This is a genomic window from Lysinibacillus sp. BPa_S21 (assembly GCF_023337795.1).
Classification (GTDB): Bacteria; Bacillota; Bacilli; order Bacillales_A; family Planococcaceae; genus Lysinibacillus.
This window is the reverse complement of record NZ_JALIRS010000004.1, coordinates 192,229-212,696: the sequence shown is the minus strand read 5'-3', so window position 1 is coordinate 212,696 and position 20,468 is coordinate 192,229. Positions and strand designations below refer to the sequence as shown.

20 protein-coding genes and 1 riboswitch are annotated in these 20,468 nt (G+C 36.1%); of the genes, 7 read left to right on the top strand and 13 right to left on the bottom strand.

Translation table 11 applies throughout. The annotated features are described in order from the left end of the window. The first annotated feature begins 32 nt into the window (after positions 1 to 32). Together MOK21_RS09495 and MOK21_RS09490 are read left to right on the top strand one after the other, a co-directional pair. Positions 33 to 731, top strand: a complete 699-nt coding sequence (locus tag MOK21_RS09495; RefSeq protein ID WP_249073693.1) for an ABC transporter ATP-binding protein — start codon at positions 33 to 35, stop codon at positions 729 to 731. Further along, positions 724 to 1,836: an ABC transporter permease gene (locus tag MOK21_RS09490; RefSeq protein WP_249073692.1), complete on the top strand. Its 1,113-nt coding sequence runs from the start codon at positions 724 to 726 to the stop codon at positions 1,834 to 1,836. The genes MOK21_RS09495 and MOK21_RS09490 overlap by 8 nt, the downstream gene beginning before the upstream one ends. A gap of 53 nt (positions 1,837 to 1,889) precedes the next feature. Here the strand turns inward: MOK21_RS09490 and MOK21_RS09485 are convergent, their stop codons facing one another. The 4 genes from MOK21_RS09485 to MOK21_RS09470 form a co-directional block, all read right to left on the bottom strand. Then, positions 1,890 to 2,927, bottom strand: coding sequence for a beta-carotene 15,15'-monooxygenase (locus tag MOK21_RS09485; protein ID WP_249073691.1), 1,038 nt, complete (start codon positions 2,925 to 2,927; stop codon positions 1,890 to 1,892). Between the two features lies 1 nt (position 2,928). Beyond that, the gene (locus MOK21_RS09480) at positions 2,929 to 3,411 is read right to left on the bottom strand and encodes a MarR family winged helix-turn-helix transcriptional regulator (protein ID WP_249073690.1); all 483 of its coding nucleotides are present in this window, start codon (positions 3,409 to 3,411) and stop codon (positions 2,929 to 2,931) included. Positions 3,412 to 3,624: 213 nt separating this feature from the next. Next, entirely contained in the window at positions 3,625 to 4,023 is a 399-nt protein-coding gene (locus MOK21_RS09475; protein ID WP_249073689.1) for a hypothetical protein, read from the bottom strand. A 182-nt stretch (positions 4,024 to 4,205) separates the two neighbouring features. Then, complete coding sequence (locus MOK21_RS09470) at positions 4,206 to 5,093, bottom strand: AraC family transcriptional regulator (protein ID WP_249073688.1); 888 nt, start codon at positions 5,091 to 5,093, stop codon at positions 4,206 to 4,208. 110 nt (positions 5,094 to 5,203) lie between these two features. On the opposite strand from MOK21_RS09470, the gene MOK21_RS09465 reads away from it, so the two are divergent. Continuing rightward, positions 5,204 to 6,166: a DMT family transporter gene (locus MOK21_RS09465; protein WP_249073687.1), complete on the top strand. Its 963-nt coding sequence runs from the start codon at positions 5,204 to 5,206 to the stop codon at positions 6,164 to 6,166. An 11-nt stretch (positions 6,167 to 6,177) separates the two neighbouring features. Here MOK21_RS09465 and MOK21_RS09460 read toward each other — a convergent pair whose 3' ends face one another. Both MOK21_RS09460 and MOK21_RS09455 read right to left on the bottom strand, forming a co-directional pair. Then, positions 6,178 to 6,810, bottom strand: coding sequence for a LysE family transporter (locus MOK21_RS09460; protein WP_249073686.1), 633 nt, complete (start codon positions 6,808 to 6,810; stop codon positions 6,178 to 6,180). Between the two features lie 893 nt (positions 6,811 to 7,703). Continuing rightward, positions 7,704 to 9,170: an amidase gene (locus tag MOK21_RS09455; protein WP_249073685.1), complete on the bottom strand. Its 1,467-nt coding sequence runs from the start codon at positions 9,168 to 9,170 to the stop codon at positions 7,704 to 7,706. Between the two features lie 134 nt (positions 9,171 to 9,304). Between MOK21_RS09455 and MOK21_RS09450 the strand changes: the two genes are divergently transcribed. Beyond that, on the top strand, positions 9,305 to 10,036 hold the full coding sequence (locus tag MOK21_RS09450; RefSeq protein WP_249073684.1) for a response regulator transcription factor: 732 nt from the start codon (positions 9,305 to 9,307) through the stop codon (positions 10,034 to 10,036). Positions 10,037 to 10,221: 185 nt separating this feature from the next. Here the strand turns inward: MOK21_RS09450 and MOK21_RS09445 are convergent, their stop codons facing one another. Beyond that, the gene (locus tag MOK21_RS09445) at positions 10,222 to 10,959 is read right to left on the bottom strand and encodes a tetratricopeptide repeat protein (RefSeq protein ID WP_249074087.1); all 738 of its coding nucleotides are present in this window, start codon (positions 10,957 to 10,959) and stop codon (positions 10,222 to 10,224) included. Between the two features lie 501 nt (positions 10,960 to 11,460). Here MOK21_RS09445 and MOK21_RS09440 point away from each other — a divergent pair. The 3 genes from MOK21_RS09440 to nspC all read left to right on the top strand — a co-directional run bounded on the left by MOK21_RS09440 (position 11,461) and on the right by nspC (position 14,248). Continuing rightward, positions 11,461 to 11,667, top strand: coding sequence for a hypothetical protein (locus MOK21_RS09440; protein ID WP_249073683.1), 207 nt, complete (start codon positions 11,461 to 11,463; stop codon positions 11,665 to 11,667). A gap of 215 nt (positions 11,668 to 11,882) precedes the next feature. Further along, entirely contained in the window at positions 11,883 to 13,112 is a 1,230-nt protein-coding gene (locus MOK21_RS09435; protein ID WP_249073682.1) for a saccharopine dehydrogenase family protein, read from the top strand. Then, the gene (nspC, locus tag MOK21_RS09430) at positions 13,109 to 14,248 is read left to right on the top strand and encodes a carboxynorspermidine decarboxylase (protein WP_249073681.1); all 1,140 of its coding nucleotides are present in this window, start codon (positions 13,109 to 13,111) and stop codon (positions 14,246 to 14,248) included. Before MOK21_RS09435 ends, nspC begins: the two co-directional genes overlap by 4 nt. 166 nt (positions 14,249 to 14,414) lie before the next feature. On the opposite strand, the gene MOK21_RS09425 is transcribed toward nspC, so the two are convergent. The 6 genes from MOK21_RS09425 to MOK21_RS09400 form a co-directional block, all read right to left on the bottom strand. Then, complete coding sequence (locus tag MOK21_RS09425; protein WP_249073680.1) at positions 14,415 to 15,626, bottom strand: MFS transporter; 1,212 nt, start codon at positions 15,624 to 15,626, stop codon at positions 14,415 to 14,417. 258 nt (positions 15,627 to 15,884) lie between these two features. Next, complete coding sequence (locus tag MOK21_RS09420; RefSeq protein ID WP_249073679.1) at positions 15,885 to 16,472, bottom strand: O-methyltransferase; 588 nt, start codon at positions 16,470 to 16,472, stop codon at positions 15,885 to 15,887. Positions 16,473 to 17,012: 540 nt separating this feature from the next. Then, the gene (locus tag MOK21_RS09415; protein ID WP_249073678.1) at positions 17,013 to 17,900 is read right to left on the bottom strand and encodes an amidase; all 888 of its coding nucleotides are present in this window, start codon (positions 17,898 to 17,900) and stop codon (positions 17,013 to 17,015) included. A gap of 43 nt (positions 17,901 to 17,943) precedes the next feature. After that, positions 17,944 to 18,033, bottom strand: a riboswitch (cyclic di-GMP riboswitch). A 232-nt stretch (positions 18,034 to 18,265) separates the two neighbouring features. Beyond that, positions 18,266 to 18,472 carry a DUF6366 family protein gene (locus tag MOK21_RS09410; protein WP_249073677.1) on the bottom strand — a complete coding sequence of 69 codons (207 nt, stop codon included), beginning with the start codon at positions 18,470 to 18,472 and terminating at the stop codon, positions 18,266 to 18,268. A gap of 248 nt (positions 18,473 to 18,720) precedes the next feature. Further along, on the bottom strand, positions 18,721 to 19,212 hold the full coding sequence (locus MOK21_RS09405; RefSeq protein WP_249073676.1) for a chemotaxis protein CheW: 492 nt from the start codon (positions 19,210 to 19,212) through the stop codon (positions 18,721 to 18,723). 25 nt (positions 19,213 to 19,237) lie between these two features. Next, positions 19,238 to 20,353, bottom strand: a complete 1,116-nt coding sequence (locus MOK21_RS09400; protein ID WP_249073675.1) for a M20/M25/M40 family metallo-hydrolase — start codon at positions 20,351 to 20,353, stop codon at positions 19,238 to 19,240. Between the last annotated feature and the right edge of the window lie 115 nt (positions 20,354 to 20,468).

Below are 20,468 nucleotides of genomic sequence, written 5' to 3'. Positions count from 1 at the left end.
TTGTTCGTAAATAAAACAAAGAGAGGGAGTGAATGGCAATAGATATTAACATACATAAAGGTGGCTATGTAGAGAACGAAGCCATTATTACAGACATTCAATTTCAAGTAAACAGTGGTGAGCTTGTTGGGTTAATTGGTTCTAATGGGGCAGGTAAAAGTACAACCTTACAAGCAATGATGGGAGTACTCCCAATAGTGGATGGTCAAGTGACACTAGGAAATTATGGCTACGTACCGGAAAGACCCATTTTGTATGAGTATTTCACATTGTGGGAGCATATCGATTTTTATTTACGTGTAGCTGATAAAGAAAATTCTTTAACAAATCGCGCGAATGAATTACTAAAGATTTTCCAATTGGATCATAAGCTACACGATTTTCCAACAACGTTTTCCAAAGGTATGCAACAAAAAGTGATGCTTATTTTAGCATTTCTTGACGAGCATTCTACCTATATTTTAGATGAACCATTTATGGGACTAGACCCACAGGCAATGCGTAAACTCTTAACAATTTTAGAAGAATTAAAAGCGCAAGGTGCTGCCATTTTAATGAGTACACATGCACTCGATACGGCAGAAAAAATCTGTGATCGTTTCATATTAATTGATCATGGGCGAATTTTACAGCAAGGTACACTCGCATCGTTACGCTTAGCGGTGAAACAGGACCAAGCATCGCTTCTGGATATTTTCGACATACTGCTTGAGGAAAATCACCATGACTAATTTAGCGCAGCAACGACGAAAATTAGAGCGCTCCAACAATTTCAAGCTACTGGCAAACATTATCGATTGGACAGTTGCCTTATATATTGTTGTACCATCACTAGTCATTGGTTTTTTTCTTTATAAAGACTTTATCTTAACTATTAGTACGTCTTGGATTGTACATATTCCGCTAGTGATTTTCATTGTACTGTTATTTATTATCACAAGTATCGAAACTCTTCGTACTTATTTGCAGCAAGCCGATCGTCTTTTTTTAATCCAACACCGAAAACGAATGATACAGTTAAAACGCGCTGGCCTTTATTGGACGCTAAGTAAGCACCTAATTATACTTAGTTCTGCCCTTGCTTTATTAGCGCCCATTTTTATAATCGTTCATCATGTAACCATACTAGAGTTACTCGTTTTACTACTACAACTATTTACGTCTAATTTTACGAAGGTACTTTTACAATTAAAGCTTCGTAAATGGCAGCAACTACTAAGTAACATTTTATTATCAATAATCGGTACAATTTGCTTTTTATATGTACCTATTATTATTACTTCACTTATTTATCTAATTCTTCTTGTATATTGCACAAGCTATTATAATAGACATTTTATCAATAGCACTAAATATTTTGATCAGCAAGTAGAGCTCGATCAAGCAGCTTTTTATAGATGGCAAAGTATTTTATTCCGGATTGCCCCTGAACTTCGAAGTCAGTTAGTACCGAAATTAAAAAAGCCTCGCCTACTATGGAAAAATTCAAAGCGCATGTTTCAACGTTCCGATTATTTTATAGAGGAATTAGTATGTAAAACGATGCTTCGCCAAAAACAGTATCGCTTTGGATATCTTCGTTTTTTATTGAGTGGTATTGGACTCATCATTATTGTGCCAGTATGGGCAAAAATAATCATACTTGGCATTCTTTATTTTACTTTACGCTCAATGATGCAATCGGTCATCCAACAAATCTTCGAGCATAAAATATGGACAATCTTTCAAGTATCCCAAGAACAAATTCAGGTAGCTAGCAATCGATTGCTAAAGGGATTTGTAGATTTGCCAATATTGTGTGTTCTTATTATTTTAATTATTATTTTAATCTTATAAATCTGATCCAAACAAAACAGGTGCCAGCTTCGTTTGCTAGCACCTGTTGTTTATTATTTATTATCTTCCATTCCCTGTAGAAGCATTTTTCTAAATTCCTGAGCTTGGTCAGCTTTAATCGCTACATTGTTATAACGTTTTTTAAACCCCAGCATGAAAGTTACTTCCACAGGTTCCTTCATTCTTAACATAAACTGTGGGTATACCGCTTCAAAATCACGGGCAATAAAATCAATTGTATCCTTGGATAATTTTCTTTCCAACTGTTCCTTATCCTCAATAAGCTCTTCAATTTGGTCAAAGCGAATTTCCGCTCGTTTCATTAATCCTAAAGACAAATATAATTTATCAGATGTTACATAGACAGGATTTAAGCGAACGGCTTGCATATCCGCTAAAAAAAAGAGAACAGAGTATACATTTAAAATAAGTAATAGAATAGAAAGAATCATTGATTTCTCATGTAGCCACCAATGAATCCCTATCGTTTCAATGGCTATTCCATGGATTAGCATAATGATAAAGGCAATATAGCTCGAATTTTTATGCAAAGTTAAACCAGGGTGCTCTTTTCTCTTCCAGCTTGCAAAAGCATAATAAAATACTAAAAAATCTGCGCAAAGCATTTGAATAATCGGATGCTTTGGTGCATGTTTTTCAACTGCTTTCGGAAATGAGAACAGATCTGGTAAAGTAGTGGATCGCACATCCGCCAGAATTTTAGGCATGTAGCGCACAAGCGTTGCAACGAGTAAAATTTCTAATAGAATAAGCGTACCTTCAATCGCAAACCCAGCCCAAGTCACCGCAACAAATGGCTGCAAATGTTCTATTGGAATAATAAAACGGGCTGCAATACAACCAGCCGCTGCTAAAATAATCGCTTGTTTTATAGAAAACTGCCCTTTATACAGCAGAAATAAAACAGGCATAATCACAACAAAATCAATTAATGAGCCAAGCACAACGCCATTTGTTTCAGAAGGTAAAATTGATGAACCAAGTCCAGTGTTATAAAGTGTGTAATTGCTGGTAAGTACGACTAACAAAAATGCTAGCCATATATTTTGCTTTTTCTTCAATGCCATCATGTTAACTCTCTCCCTTTTCATTTATTTCATGAATAATTCCTTCCTTTAATACAATTTGGTTTAACTTTTGAACAATCTCTTTTAATTGCACGACTTCACTTAACTCAAGCTTCGAATAATATCTTGAGATAATAAAACGTTTGATTTCTTCCTCTCGATCAAAATACTTAAGGCCTGAAGTATCGAGACTTACAAATATTTCACGTCGATTTTCAGGATTAATGCTGCGAGATACATATTGCTGCTCTTCAAGTTTGCTAACAAGCTGTCCGACAGCACTAGAAGTTATATTCATATAACTTGCGATTTGCCCAATTGTCACTTGGCTATTTTTTTTAATAAAATCTAAAAGAATTATTTGTTTAGGAGATAATTCATCACTGATTAAATGTTGATGTAACTTTATGAAATGGCTATCCATCGAATAAATAGCTTCATTTATTTCCTCCACATGCTTATAAATCAGTTCTTCATTGTTTGTCATAGTGCATTCAATCCTTTAAGTAAGTTAATAATAAAGGTATCTTTACTATTAACTTCACTTTATTTTAAATAGTAAATACTGTCAATAGTTTCAGTAATAAAATGACGTTTCTATTTCTATAATTTTCAAGAATTTTTCACATATCTTAACGAAATCAAGGCAAAGGCAAATGCAAAATTAAAAGACCTCCATAATGAGAGGTCTCTTTAGCCATTACTCTTCTACAATATCTAACTGCTTGTAATAGTTCTCTACAATTGGATGAATATCTGGGTTTGAATCGTAATAGGTATTGCCAATTTGATGTAGCGTGAATTTAAATTCTTTTTCGCCATCAAAAAGAGCAATACTATATCGCCAACCTACACTTTTTTCTTGATTATCTTGTGGAGTAAATTTTATATTTTTAATCAGATCTAGAAATTCACTAATTTGTTCATGCTTCGTTATCGTTTTAGAATAACCGGTTGAACCATCTTGAATAATCACTTTGTGCACTTTTTCAATTTTTGCATCCTTATAAAAATCTTCTAATGTTTGCGTTTTTTCATTAGAACAAGCAGAAAGTAAAAATAGAATGACGAATAACATCAGGAACATCGATTTTTTCATTGAACCACCTCCAAATTTATTCTACTACCTATTAGAAGGATTAAAATACAAATAGTTACATTACAGAAATGATCATAACAAAGATGAGAAACTATTATTTAGACCAAAAACAAGCCTTTGCTTAGGATGAAGCGATTCATTGTAAACATGGGTATTGGCTCTGTCTATTTTCCATTGCTATGCTATTCTTTTTCAAAAAAACATTTACGATAGGCATGTGGGGAATAGCCTGTATATTTCTTAAATTTTTCAATATAGTAACTTACTGTACTAAAGCCTGTTGTTGTCGCAATTGTAGTGATAGACTGATCGCTATCACGTAAAAGCTCCATACTTTTGCGAAGACGATAATGTAGTAAATATGTGAATGGTGTGATGCCGACCATTTTTTTGAAAAAGCGACTACATTCTGCACGGCTTAAAAAAACATGGGCAGCTAGATTTTCTAAAGTTACCTTCTCCTGATAATGGGCATGTAAATAATCAATCATATCCTTTGCGCGCTCATGCTGCACAATAATGGCTGGGTCTAGGATTTCTTCTGTTAGCATTGATTGAGACAAAATCGTTTCCCAAATGACTAATAACTCTCTCCATATCTTTAGCTCATAAAAAATGGCTTGCTCTTGCAGTAATTTCGCTACGATTTCTACTTTTTGCGCCAATTGACCTGAGAGCTTTACGTAAGGTAGTCTATTGCTCGTTATATATGGGAGTACATATTTAGTGGCAAAAATACTGTCCTTGTGCCCGCCTAATAGTAACGGATCCACGTTAATACAGAAAGTTGTTGCCTGCTCTACTTGAAAAGGCTTGGCTTCATGTAGACCTGATGCATTGACAAAAACCCCCTCCCCCTCCTCAAGTACAAATACATCCGCTCCTACTCGGTATTCCACAAGACCGCTTTTCACATAGACAAATTGAATTTCTTTATGCCAATGTAACGGTACGAAATCTAAACTATCTAGTTGCAAAACCGTCTCATACAGAGCCACTGGAAATTCCTTCGTCCCATGTAACGTTAATTCTTGTAAATCCTTCGCAATTTTAATATGTGTTAACGCCATTACTTCGTACACCTCAATATATTGATATTTTTAATGTTATAAATCGATATTTATTAAGCATAACATTCCTTATAATTGCTTTATATTGATAGTTTAGGAGATGTTTTACGATGAATCAATCTACACAGAAAAATCGCACGCTTGGTTTTATTCTTGTCATTCTAGGGGCAAGTTTTTGGGGTGTTGGCGGTACCGTCGCACAAAAGCTATTTCAGCAGGAAAATATTGAGGTTGGCTGGCTCGTTTCCAGTCGTCTTCTGTTAGCCGGTCTAATGCTCATAACAATCTACAAAATTACACATCGTAAAGAATCTATTTTTGTGATGTGGCGAACAAAGCACAATGCTTTTAGACAAATTTTATTTAGTTTACTTGGCATGCTGGCTGTTCAATATACATATATGATGTCGATTGCTATAGGAAACTCTGCTGTAGCGACTTTATTGCAATACTTAGCACCACTCTTTATTATGGCCTATTATTTAATAACGAAGCATAGTCAATTGACAAGGCAGGATGGCATCGCTGTGACTTTGACACTTGCCGGCACTTTTTTACTACTAACAAATGGCTCGCTGTCTACACTTTCTGTCCCAGCGATGGCCGTGTTTTGGGGAATTTTATCCGGTCTTTCTGCTGCTTTTTATACGTTATATGCTGTTCCACTCTTACAGCAGTTTCACTCATTGCTCGTTGTAGGATGGTCAATGCTTATTGGTGGTATTGTGATGAGCCTTTTCCATCAGCCATGGCAAATTGACATGTCCAATTGGGCATTTTCAACAATCTTATACTTTCTGTTTATCGTTGTTTTTGGGACAATGCTAGCATTTTGGTTTTATATCGCAAGTTTACATTATTTATCGCCGAAAGAAACAAGTTTACTTGGTAGTCTGGAGCCCCTTACAGCTGTTATTACAAGTGTTTTCTGGCTTAAAATTGCATTTGGTGGCTTTCAGTTTATTGGGACAATGCTTATTCTCTGTATGATTTTATATCTCACAGTTTTTCAGAAAAAGCACGCTCGAGAGTCAAATTCCTATAAACGAACAAGAAAAAGTGCGATCTTTTAGGATCGCACTTTTCATATATAGATCTTAATAGCTTGTATAAATTCATAGATAAAATAGCCGGCAAAGCCAATTAGTAATAAGCCCGCAACCATTGTAAGTGACTTAATGACCTTACGACTCATCGCTCTACGGCTAACCGAAACAATGGCCATCAAACTTATATCATGTAACAATATGCCACTCAGTACACCTGCAGCAATTACTAAAAAGTTTGCTGACTCGCCTTGCCCATAAGATTTAGCTAGTACAACACCGAAAACATTTACCCAAAATACTAGATTTCCAGGCGAAATGGCAACTAGTAAACCATTACGATAAGAAGCAAAAAATGATTTCGTCACTTTCTCTCCGGCAAGCGTAATATCATGATCAGCATTTTTGATTGAATCGAGCCCTAATAGAAATAAAAATCCTGCCCCAATAATCCACATAGGAATTTGAATGATCGGCATTGCTAAAATGGACGCTAGTCCCATATACAATGCAAAAACCAATACAACATCAATCGTCATCCCACCAAGCCCGACAGCCCAGCCATGCATAAAGCCATTTTTTAGTCCCTGTTTGGTCATTTCTACTGTAATGGCTCCAACAGGCATGGCAATCGCAAGTCCTACTAATACATACGCTACATATAAACTCAAATAAACACTTCTTTCATGCAATAAGATATGTTTCATACGTCCGTTTATAGTTTTATTATAGCATAAAAATACATAAATAGAACATTATACTAATATTTATTCATTTCCTTGCTATTACTTTATTAAATTATTTGTATGATGTTATTGGAAAACCTATTCCTATTGCCATTCGAGTTTTTAAGATTGGGCAACTTCTTTTAAATCAGTTAGGTAAACTTTTTATGGTGTAACACATATCGCAATCCCCTTTTAGTGTACTTTCTTAATTTTGACGACATAAACGTAAAACATGATTTAGATCAATATCTTCAAGTAAATGTTGCGGTGTCCAAGGTATATAGATGTGTGGCTTTACGCCTGTATCATCATTTCGTTTTACTAATACACGTTTTACTTGTCTTAATCCTACATTCCAATTTTGTCTTTCTGGTACAGGATCCTCTAAAATTTTCGAATTGAGATTTTCAAAATTTGAATTATATCTTCGAAAATTTGCGTTTTACTGTGGATCGTATCATTCCATTCCTTTGAATTTGGATGTATATGCAAAAACAAATAAAAAATCCCTCTGAAAATTTCTTCAGAAGGATTAGTTAATAAATTTATTGTGTAAAAAAATAAGTCTACAATGAGGTAAGCATCATAAAAGTATAATAAATGAACAGGCTAATCCTATTTTTATCACTTTACATTTAAAATAGAATTATTTGCCTCATCGTCCATTCATCATCCCTTCAACTTTAGTAGATTAATTATAACGTTTGATTTTTGAAAATTAAAATTTATTAACTATTATCGCATATAAACATTGTATGGAGAATCGTATCAAATAATATTAGTTTTTTAAGATGTACGTAAAGTAGGTACAAGAAAAAATCTTGCACCTACTTTTTTTATGATGTCGCAATTTCCTTAACTTCTGCACCCACGTGTACGGGTGGTTTTCGATCTTTCCACGGTGCAGATTCTTCTAATTGTTTTCCAAGCTGAAGAAGGGTTAACTCATCTGCGAAACGTCCTGTAAATTGCAGCCCTATTGGTAAGCCTGACGTACTCATTGCAAGCGGTAATGATAATGATGGTTGCCCTGTTGCATTAAACAAATTTGTAAACGGTGCGTATGTGAAAATTTGCTCCGACCATTCAATTGCTGAAATGTTTGGATTATCCGCATTTAACTCACCAATTTTCGCTGGTAATGTGCCGATTGTTGGGCTTAAAAGCACATCATAATCTGTAAAGAATGTCGCTACTTGACGTGATACAAGTGCATTCGTATTAATGGCTTCTAAAAGTGTGCTAGCTTTTAAATCTTTGCCGTATTCATAGCATTGCCAAATGGCCGCTTCAATATTATCGCGCGAAGGTGTTTTACCTGTTATTTCCGCTGCTCCCTCAATCATTTTATAAATATTCGCTGTCCATATATTTACCGTTGCCCGTAAAAATGGTGCTTGATCGTAAACTGGTCGAGCTTCGACTAATTCATGCCCTAATGCTTCTAATAAATTTACGGCCTTATGCACGGCCTCAATACATTCCGGATCAACAAATGCACCAGAATTTGTTTCTGTTGTCCAGGCGATTTTAAGTGGGCGTACCTTTTGCTGAATGGCTTTACTGTAAGGAATTTCTGGACTTTGAATAATCGAGTAGCACCCTAAGTCTGGCCCAGCTACTTGGTCCAGTAGTGTTGCGGTATCACGAATGGTTTTTGTTAGCGCAAATTCAATGGCTAACCCATTTAATGCCTCACTATTATAAGGCCCCATTGGCACTCGACCACGTGAAGGCTTCAAGCCAACGACTCCACTGCATGATGCAGGAATACGAATGGATCCGCCACCATCATTGCCATGAGCGATTGGGACAATGCCACTTGCGACAGAAGCGCCTGCACCGCCACTTGAACCACCAGGGCTATGCTCTAGATTCCATGGATTACGAGTTGGCCCATAAATGACAGCTTCCGTTGCGGCATTATAGCCGAACTCTGGTGTTGTGGTTGTACCGCTTAATACAAAACCCGCGTTTTTAAAACGTTTCATTAATTCACTATCGACAGACAATACAGCTTTTTCTGCTACACGACTTCCCATACTATGCGGCACACCTTCCGCATGGAGGACAACTTCTTTAATTAGAAATGGTACACCTGCAAATGGTTGATCATCATGTAAAGTTGAAATCGCTTTTTCAGCCTGTTCCTCTAACACGCTGACAACTGCATTAATCGAAGGATTAACCTTTTCAATACCTTGTAGCGCTAATTTTGTAAGTTCTTCTGGTGTCACTTGCTTTGTTTTCACTAACTCCGCTAATCCAAGACCATCATAGGATGCATATTCTTGTAAATTCATCTGATCACCTCATAATAGTTTTGACTTACAAGTTCATCTTAAGTTGAGACGAAAAAAATTGATATTACCCAAAAGGATAATTTCTCACGAACAAGAATATATGAACTTAAAGCAGAAAATAGGAGGAATTAATATTGCATGAACATAAAGAGGTGGAGTTTTTATTAGAAGCAACGTTTAAGATTTCGAATATGAATATGCAACAAACAAGCGAAAACTTTAAATTGAATATGTTGCAAGTATTGAGTGAGTGTTTTCAATATGAACATACAGTATTTTGGGAAGTGGCAGATGGGGAATTAAATGAACACCCTGTCTGTTTCAATGTGGAGACTTATACAGTACAAAATTACCTACATGAATATAAATATTACGATCCTTTACACCCAGTGAATATGCAAAATCAACCCGATATTCAATTAATGCAACGAAATGAAGTCATATCGATGAAAAAAAAGCGGTATTATGTTGAGCGCTTTTTACAAAAAAATGATTTTATAGACGAGATGGTTATGTATCTATACAATCAGCAAAAGCCAACAGCCGCTATTGGCTTTTTGCGAAAATATGGAGAAATACCATTTACAGAGCAGGATAGTCAAAAGTTATCTACTGTAAAGCGGATGATTGAAAATGTCTATTTATTAAATCAATATGTTCAGCCAGGTGAATCATTGCAAATTACACAACGTGAGAAAGAGCTGTTAATTTATTTATGTAAGGGATGTAAAAATGCAGAAATCGCCACTTATTTATATGTTAGTGAAAATACAGTAAAGAAGCATCTGCAAAATTTGTATCGAAAATTTCAAGTAACTTCCCGAACGCAGCTTGCATTAAAATATTCGGAAAGCTTGCGGGCATAAAAATAAGATGTTAGTAATCGATAAAAACCGAGTGCTGAATCAGAAGACATTTATATAATAATAAACCAGGCAAAGGTTTCACTACCAATCTCTGCCTGGTTTTATTAATTGCTATTCAATAATCATTTCCCCCACTCATTGCAGCAAATCCGTCTAACAAGCTTAAGTCGGATTCCCTATTCCGCTTATAACAATTGTTTTTTCCATTGTGACAGTACATCATTGGATTTCGCAATGTCTACTTTTAATGAAACCTGTTTATTAGAGCAACGTTTCTTAGCCTTCTCCCACGCTTCTTCAAGAGCAGGTAAATAGCTTAAATTTTTTGTAGCTGCGACAAGCTGTAAAAAAATATTCCCTTGAATATAGTACCAGCGGGGGTTCATGCTATCTAAATGAATAGCTTCTTCAATCAGACGTAATGCTAAGTACGGACTGCCTTCATTTCGACTCAAAAACTGCGCGAAGGCTCCCCAGTAAAGTGCTTTATTCGGCTGTAGTTTGATCGCTTCCGCATATTGCACAAGCGCTTTATCCTGCTCCTTAGCAAGAGCAAAATACTCAGCCATCGTATAGTAAGCATTTGCTTGTGCCTCGACCGAACCAGCTAATAATTCATCTACTACTTTTCCAAATTGCTCTTCATCCTCACTTCCTATGTACGCAGCGAGTACATCGCGCTCTGGATAAGAGCCATCCGTACGTTCAACACTTTGCTTTACTTTTTCAGCAGAAGGAACTGGCATATTTGCATATCCGTTCGCTTCTAACAATGAGACGTGCTGCTGAATTGTTAGATATGCTTCATGTTCTGTAAACTTATTATCAACTAACAGTACTTTGGCTAATTCATAGCTTTCTTTCACATGACCATTTAAAAATAATTCATTTATTTGTTGAACTTGCTCATCAAGCTGTTTCATCACTATTAAAATCCTCACCTTCACCAAAAGAAAAGTCTTATAGGTAGTTTACCATCTTTAAATCTAAAACAAACTAAATAGAAATAATTTTTCTATAATTCTTTTAATTTAATATCGAATCAATAAATCAGTGAGGGTTGATTTCCGTTTCGACTTGGCGTTTTCTCGAGGGAATCCGATGAGCCGCTTCACTCGCGTTGCTCGGCACGGGGTTTCGCCGCTTGGACATGGTTTTCAGCCGCTAACTCATGGCTTTCCGCCGCTAACACGTGCCTTTTCGCCGCTAAACTCATGCCTTTCGCCGCTAAACTCATGCCTTTACTCGTGCCTTTTCGCCGCTAACACGTGTCTTTTCGCCGGTAAGTCATGTCTTTCCATCGTCTCATCAGTGACGATAATACCCCGATAAAAAAACATTGGATAAAGTTCTGAATTATGAGATAATTGAAGTGTATTTTCGTTTTTTGAGAACATGAAACTATATATAGGAGGGCTTGTGCTATGAATAGACGATTTCATTTTGTATCGCTGATTATGGGAAATTTGTTAACACTAGGAGCTATTTTCATTTATGCTATGCAAAGTCAAGTAGATGTGGCCTTCAGCACATATGCCCTTGTGATGGGGTTTTTAAGTACTTTACTCCTAATCTTTTTTTATTTATGGAAGGATGAAAAACGACAAATATCGAATCGTTTTTTTAAATAACGTTTTCCGAATTTTCCCTTTTACACTTTAGAGTTAAGGGGATTTTTTTTCATGAAATGCTTCTTTATTCGTGGCGTTCCCCTTTGAATTCGAACGATTATTATTGAAATATAAAAAATTTTGTAGAAAATTTAAAAAGAATCATTGAGTAGTGATTCAATTTTCTGTATAATCAGCTTGTTTGACAATACTTATTTGAATTTGGGGGTAGACAATTGGGTAAAGCATTGATTATAGGTGCTGGCGGAGTGGCCAGTGTTGTGGTACACAAGTGTGTTCAAAATTCGGACGTATTTGAGGAGATTTGTATCGCAAGTAGAACTGTTTCAAAATGTGACGCTCTAAAAGAAAAACTAGATGGCGGTAAAACAAAGATTCATACTGCACAGGTAGACGCAGACAATACGGAAGAGGTTATTGAACTTATTAAAGCCTTCGGACCAGAAGTTGTTATTAATGTGGCACTACCTTATCAAGACTTAACGATTATGGATGCTTGCTTAGCGACAGGTGTACACTATGTGGATACTGCAAACTACGAGCCACCTGAAACGGCAAAATTTGAATATAAATGGCAATGGGCTTATAAAGAGAAGTTCGAAAAAGCCGGCTTAACAGCTTTACTTGGTAGCGGTTTTGACCCAGGTGTAACAGGCGTTTTCACAGCTCATGCACAAAAACATGAATTTGATGAAATCCACTACATAGATATTGTAGATGCAAATGCTGGTGATCACGGTTACCACTTCGCGACAAACTTCAACCCAGAAATCAACATTCGTGAAATTACTGCGAATGGTCGTTATTGGAAAGAAGGCGAATGGGTAGAAACTGCACCACTTGAGAAAAAAGAGGTTTATAACCTACCAGAAATCGGACCAAAAGATATTTACCTTTTATACCATGAAGAACTTGAATCACTTGCTAAAAACATTAAAGGCTTAAAGCAAATTCGATTCTGGATGACATTCTCTGAAAAATACTTAACACATTTAAAAGTATTAGAGAATGTTGGTATGACTTCTATCGAGCCGATTGAATTTGAAGGACAAATGATCCAACCAATTCACTTCCTTAAAGCTGTACTACCTGATCCAGCATCACTTGGACCACGTACAAAAGGAAAAACGAATATCGGATGTATTATTCGAGGTCTAAAAGATGGTAAGGAAAAAACTTATTATGTATACAATGTTTGTGACCACGAAGAATGCTATAACGAGGTAGGTTCGCAAGCTATTTCTTATACAACTGGCGTACCTGCAATGATCGGTGCAATGCTTGTGATGAACGGTCAATGGCGGAAACCAGGTGTTTGGAATGTAGAAGACTTCAATCCAGATCCATTCATGGATGCATTAAATAAATGGGGTCTACCATGGCAAGAAAGCCATAATCCAGAATTACTTGACCTTGAGTTAGATGCAAAGGAATTAAGTCGATGAAGCCAATAGATTTCTCAAAAGTTCCATCCCCTTCTTACATAGTGGATGAACGATTATTAACAAAAAATCTAGAACTTTTAAAATCGATTCAAGATAGAACGGGTTGCCGTATTTTACTTGCCTTAAAAGGATTTTCAATGCATTCAACCTTCCCATTAGTGGGGGAATATTTAGCGGGGATTACGTCCAGCTCATTATTTGAAGCTCGACTCGGCTATGAAAAAATGGGCAAAGAAGTTCATGTCTATGCTCCAGCCTATGTGGAGCATGAAATGGACGAACTTCTTGGTTATGTGGATCATATTGTGTTTAATTCATTTAACCAATGGCACCAATATAAGGACAAAGTAAAATCTGCTGGTAAAACAATTGAGTGTGGTATTCGTATCAATCCTGAGTACTCTGAAATTGAAACAGAACTTTACGACCCTTGCTATACGAATTCCCGTCTTGGCACAACTTTAGCCAACTTCGATAAGTCACAACTTGACGGTATTGATGGCCTACACTTCCACGCTATGTGTGAGCAAAACTCTGATACGTTAGAGCGCATTATACAAGTTGTTGAAGAAAAATTTGGTGATGTATTACATCAAATGAAATGGTTAAACTTTGGTGGAGGTCACCATATTACCCGTGAGGATTATGATGTAGAAAAGCTTGTGAATATCATTAATTACATTCAAGACAAATATAACCTTCTCGTATATTTAGAACCAGGCGAAGCTGTTGCACTTCATACAGGTTATTTAGTAGCAACTGTTCTCGATGTACAAAAAAACGGTATGAACCTAGCCATTTTAGATACATCGGCAACTTGCCATATGCCAGACGTTCTAGAAATGCCGTACCGCCCAATGATTATCGGTTCTGGTCAACCGAATGAGCTAGCTTACACATACCGCCTGGGCGGGCTTACATGTCTTGCTGGTGATGTAATTGGCGATTATTCATTCAAACAGCCTTTACAACCAGGAGATCGTCTAGTATTTACAGATATGGCGCATTACTCAATGGTGAAAAATCATATGTTTAATGGTGTAAATCTTCCATCAATCGTTTCTTATAACGATGAAGAAGGCCTTAAAGTCATTCGTGAATTTAAATTTGAAGACTATAGCGGTCGACTTTCATAAACAAAGAAAATCCTCTCCAATAGTCTGTATAAACAATTAGTACATCACTTTTATAAGTGGTGTACTTTTTTATTAAAACAATAAGAAGGACCATCAAAAATGATGGCCCTTCTTCACAAACTATTATTCAGACCTTAAAAAGCTAATAAATCCTTCATCTTTAATTTTATTGTTCCAAAACATTTCTAACAAACAATGGCTTGTTTTTATAAGCAATTGTACTTACTATCGCAAGTAATAGCCCCGAAATAACGAATACAATTCTAATTCCTAACAAATCTGCTAATACGCCCATAACAAGAGAGCCAACGCCAAAAATCCCAGTTCCGATAGCACCTAATGAGGTATAAACAGTTGATAACTGTTCTTTTGACACACTAGTTTGTATAACCGTTTGTTGAGGAATTTGTTTAATTTGTCCAAAAAGCCCTACAAGGAGCGATAAAAGTAAGGAAATCATTGGAATGCTGTTTATGCTAAATAATATTGTGAATAAGAAACTTGCGAATGAACCGACAAAAATAAAGGTTGCTATTTTCCTTCCAACAAAAGAGGAAAATTTAATACAATAAGCACTTCCTAAAATCAGACCTAAGAAGTTAGCTCCATTAATAAATCCCCACCATTTTTCACCGACGTTCAAAGCATCGTTGACAAATACATATAAAATAGCAGCTATCCAAACTGTTGCTGCAATTGTTTCCAAAAATTCTATCCAAGCAATTCTTCTTAAAACTGGCGTGTTAGATAAAGTTCTCCAACCCTCTTTAATCTTTTCTAGTTTCCCTTTTAGCTCGGTTGTTTCATGATTGTTTACACTTTCTAAAAGGCAAAGTATTATGCTTGCCATTACAAATAAACATCCAACTAACCAAATAAGTTGTTGAGAGCTCATAATCATGAGCAATGAACTTCCTACGAACCACATACCTGCTTGTATGATCTGCGTAATTGTTTCTGCAATTCCATTAGCTTGAATTAGATGTTCAGGTTTAACATAGTACGGCGTTAAAGTCTGTCTTATTGGATTTGCACATCCATCAAAAAAAGCAATCAATCCTATTATAAAAAAGATAAAATAATAATTAGCTACTGTTAAACCAATTAACAAAAACCCTAGAATAAAGAGTAAAATCGTTTTTGTAATTTGAGATCCAGCAAGTAACCATTTCAGATTGAATTTCTCCACCAAAAGAGGTGTTAGCAGACTAGATATAAACATAGAAGAAGCAATCGTAAATGGTACAAACGATGCTGCAAATGCAGAATCTGTTAATACAAAAATTGTACTTATAACACCTACTATATATAATACATCGCCTATATTAGCGAGTGACTGACCCAATAGTAATAAAGAAAAATTTCTATTCAATTTCATTATATTTCCCCCGATATTTCATTCGAATTTTGGCTTAATAGAGGAATATTAAATTGGACTATTCATTAAATTTGCCTCCTATCATATATCGGATAAATCTGGGGGAAGTAGATTTATCACAAGTTTTGTATCACCCATAAATATTTATATGAATTATAGCATTTTTTCAAAATATTACAAATTAGAACAAAAAAGTAGATATAATCTACAAACGCGTAGAATAAATTCTCCCTTTTCGTTTACTTCACCCAAGGATGATCACTTTATCTTCGTTGCTAGTATTGCAGATGAAGTTGGTGTTAAGTAAATTTCTGTTGCTATCAATCCACTATGGTTTAGCCAATATTCCCTAACTTTATCGGGTTTCCCTTTCCATTCATCCGGAAAATGCTCTTCAGGAGTAAAATCGTCCATAAATAACATTCCTCCGATATCTAATGTATCGAATAATAGTTCTCCTTCAATCGTTTTTGCAGCAGCTGCATCGGCAAAAATAAATTGAAAAGGCCCTTTCTCTTTTGCAATAACCTCTTTCCAATCTCCACAAATAAATTCCGCTTGATTATGTCTAATTTGATTGGCAGTAGCATCAATTTTTTCTTTTGAATGATCCACCGTAATAAATTTTACTGTTGGAGCAATGGTAGAAAGCATCCAAGAACTTCCTACACCAAAACCAGTTCCAACCTCAAGAATTTCCCCTTGTGTTATTTGTCCAACGAGAACTGATAATAGTCTTCCAGCTTCATCTGAACAGGAACCTTCGAAATCATTTCTTTTAGCTAATAACTTGCTAGCCTGAACTAATTCCGGAATATATGTATTCGAACGATATAAAGTAGACATTAGATTTACCACCTTCATTATGGATTTTTCACTATCTATATTCGCGGATTCTTCTTTAAAAACCTTCTTAAGCAAACCCGACCAGTTAGTTGAATAGCAACAATCTTTTATGTAATTATTTAGGTATGACAGGAACCCAAAGCTCACTATTAGGCACTTTATCAGGAGCTAAATGATGCTCAATTCAAGGCAGGTCAAGCGCGGGTATTTCACTCCAAAGCGCGGGTATTCTGCCTCGTTCCGCGGGTATTTCACTCCAAAGCGCGGGTATTCTGCCCCGTTCCGCGGGTATTTCACTCCAAAGCGCGGGTATTCTGCCCCGTTCCGCGGGTATTTCACTCCAAAGCCGGTATTCTGCCCCTTTCCGCGGATATTTCACTCCAAAGCGGGGTATTCTGCCAATTCATACCCTGAAGTATACAAAAAGAGGATAGATAGAGCTAATTTTCTTAAGCTCATCTATCCTTTTCATTTCTATACATATATTGTGTTACATATAAGAATTTTCATTAATTAAACAGTTTTAGTTAGAGAGGACTTTTACGGTTGCATATTCATCCAACTATCAACATGATGAATGGCAAAACCATTAAAGCTTATTTTATTGGCATACTGTTTATGAACTTGTGCTAACTGATTATTCATATAGGCTTCCCCATCATCATAAAAGGTAATATTATTCCCTTCATCAGAAGCTCCTGTTTCCACACCAATAACAATTGATTTATTGACTTTTTTTGCATAGTTTATTTCATGTTCAACAATGTTAATAATTGCTTTAGCAGTATCTCGATAAGCCATTATCGAAACACTTTCTACCTGATCAATCACCCAATCAGCTAATAAACCTTGTCCAAATTGGTTTTTGTATGTGATCTCGTCAAACCAAAATGGCAGATCAACTTCCAATGGTAATTGTAATTGATCGCTATCCCCTTTTGCTCTAGTAAGAAGCGCTTGATAGGACTCAACCGTTTTTTCTTGGTTTGAGCTCCAACCACTATTTAAGTAGGGCTCTACATCGAGATGAACGCCAGAAAATCGCTCAGTTGCGGATGCATCTTCATTATATGTACGTAACCAATCAAATAGCTGATCCTGCATTTTATAGCCCTCTGCTGAAACCCAGCTTGCAGAACCATCCAACGCATATACTTTTATACCTTTTGATGTTGCTTTATTGATAAAACTTTTGTAATCGTTACTTGCTATTTCACTATTAATTTGTAAATATAATTTATTAACTTGTTTACTTTCTAAAAATGAGAGTACCCCTGATTCATTTTCGACAATTTTTGTCGTATCCCATAACCAAGTAGCTCTATCTTGCATGGCCTTTGCGTCTACCTTTCCCATTGTTAATCCTAGCGTACTTACAATTGTTACTAAAAAAACAATGATTGCTTTTGATAGTGAACGACTTCCCATTTATTACATCTCCATTCTCTTCGCCGAGGCTCATAGAACAGAACCTGGCAACCTGACAATCATGCACTAATAATAGTGTTTAGACTCATGGCTTTGCGTCCTTCCCTTTCGGTGAAGTTTGCCTTTTACAGTAGTTTTCTTACCCTAAATAATACGACGTTATAGTGAAATTGTCTGTAGGTAAAACGCATAATTTTATTGAAAACTTTCAAAAAAGATACTATGAACACAGGTTATTTTTACTATATAAGAATAAAAACAAGAAGATGATATTCAGGGGACATTTTGAATAGAATGATGGTGAATAGATGTTTGGCGTGGCAATTGGGGGTTATGGAATGCACTATTAATTCCTTTCAATATCTCTAACTGAAAAACAATTTGTATGCAATATAGCCTATAAATAATACAACAGCTACTAGCAGCGTTTCCTTCCAACCCATACCATTTAAATTCCCACCACTGCCTCTATTTATGCCATCGTTAAGAGCACCAGTAGGATTGTTTTTTAATTCATTTTGTCTTAAACGCTCCCTTTTCTCTTCTAGTGTTTCCTTTATCTTTGAATCCATGTGGCAAATACCTCCCAAAATATTATTTACTTATTTATACTAAAGATACATTCATAATTATGCTTATTTTTATGAGTGAAGTGCTCAATGGAACTCAAACACTCGTTTTAGTGATAGGCTTAACATTCGACATCGTGTATTCATTTTCCTTTTATTGCATGGAAAAAGAAAGACAGAATCACAAATTTGTAATTCTGTCTAAAACTTCAACTATGGTGTGTATGATTGTATGGAATTAACTCGTAGTTTTATAAAGCCTCTACGTTTTCTTTTTCATTTTCAAGCATTTTGTGCAAATAATTAATTATTTCACGTATACCCTCCAATGAATTGACAAGTATTTTCGGATCCACGTATGTAATCATACGATTTTCAAGATTTGCTACAGCTGTAAAGTAACGTGTTTTTGAATAATTGACAAGTCCCATCTGCTTTAGTACCGACTCATCAAAATCAAGAATTTCACGAGCTTCTGTTACAAGTAATCCATAGTTCACAACATCCGTGTTTAACACAATAATCCGTGCCGTTGTAGCATTAGAGGCACGATTATAAAGAATACGCTCAAAATCAAGCACAGGCACTAGCTCGCCACGAATTCTTGTGAAGCCTAGAAGATAATTAGGCAAATGAGGAATCGGTGTTACTTGCTCTAACTTTTCAATCGAAATCGCTTGTTCTACAGGTACTGCATATTCCTCTGTACCACAAGCAAAAACTACAGCCTTTACATTCTCCATGCGGTCACATCCTTCGAAACTGTTGTTATTTTTGCGCAGACTCTTTTACGATTTCAACTAGTAAATCTGCTAATTTTTCTAATTCTTCTACTGGGATTTTTTCATTTGTTGTATGAATGTCCTCATACCCAACAGAAAGATTTACTGTAGGGATGCCAAAACCTGCAATAACATTAGCATCGGAACCGCCGCCTGAAATACCAAGCTTCGGTGTACGATCGATGTTGCGAGCGGCTGCCATTGCCACTTGAACAACTTTATCTGATTCTGTGACACGGAATCCAGGATACATTAGCTTCACTTCAACTTCAGCCTTTGCTCCTAATGAAGCAGCAACTTGCTCAAACGTCTCCTGCATATGCTTAGTTTGAGCATTTAACTTCGCTTCGTCGATTGAACGAGCTTCTGCAAGAATCGTTACTTCATCACATACAATATTTGTTGCTTGGCCTCCCTCGAAGCGACCAATATTGGCTGTTGTTTCTTCATCTAATCGACCTAGCTTCATTTGTGCAATACATTTGGAAGCAACCGTAATCGCTGAAATTCCTTTTTCTGGAGCAACACCAGCGTGCGCAGTTTTCCCAATTATTTTAACGAAAATTTTAGCTTGGAACGGAGCTGCTGTAACAATTCCTCCTACTTTGCCATCACTGTCTACGGCAAAGCCATATTTCGCTTTAATTTTAGATGGATCTAACTCTTTAGCGCCAACAAGTCCACTTTCTTCGCCAGCAGTAATAATAAATTCTATATCACCATGTTCAATATTTTGCTCTTTTAAGCGTTTAGCCATTTCAAATAGTGCGGCCAGACCAGCTTTGTCATCAGCACCTAAAATTGTTGTACCATCTGAAACGATATAGCCATCTTCACGAAGAGATGGTTTAATCCCTTTACCTGGAACAACTGTATCCATATGAGAAGTAAAATATATTGGTTCGACATCTAATGAACCCTTTAGAGTAGCAAGTATATTACCTGCTCCATGCCCGTTACGAGTATGGGCGTCATCTTGTTCTACTGTAAAACCAAGCGCTGTTAATTTATCGATTAAAATCGGCGCTATCACTTCTTCATGTTTTGTTTCTGAATCGATTTGTACGAGCTCAAAAAACTCTTCTACTAAACGACTTGTCATGTTGTAGGACTCCCTTAGTTTACGTGGTTTTCCACGTTATAGTATATGTATTATTTTAGCACAACGTCTAAAGAGTTGAAATAATTCGCTTACAGGAACTACGGTATTTTTAGAA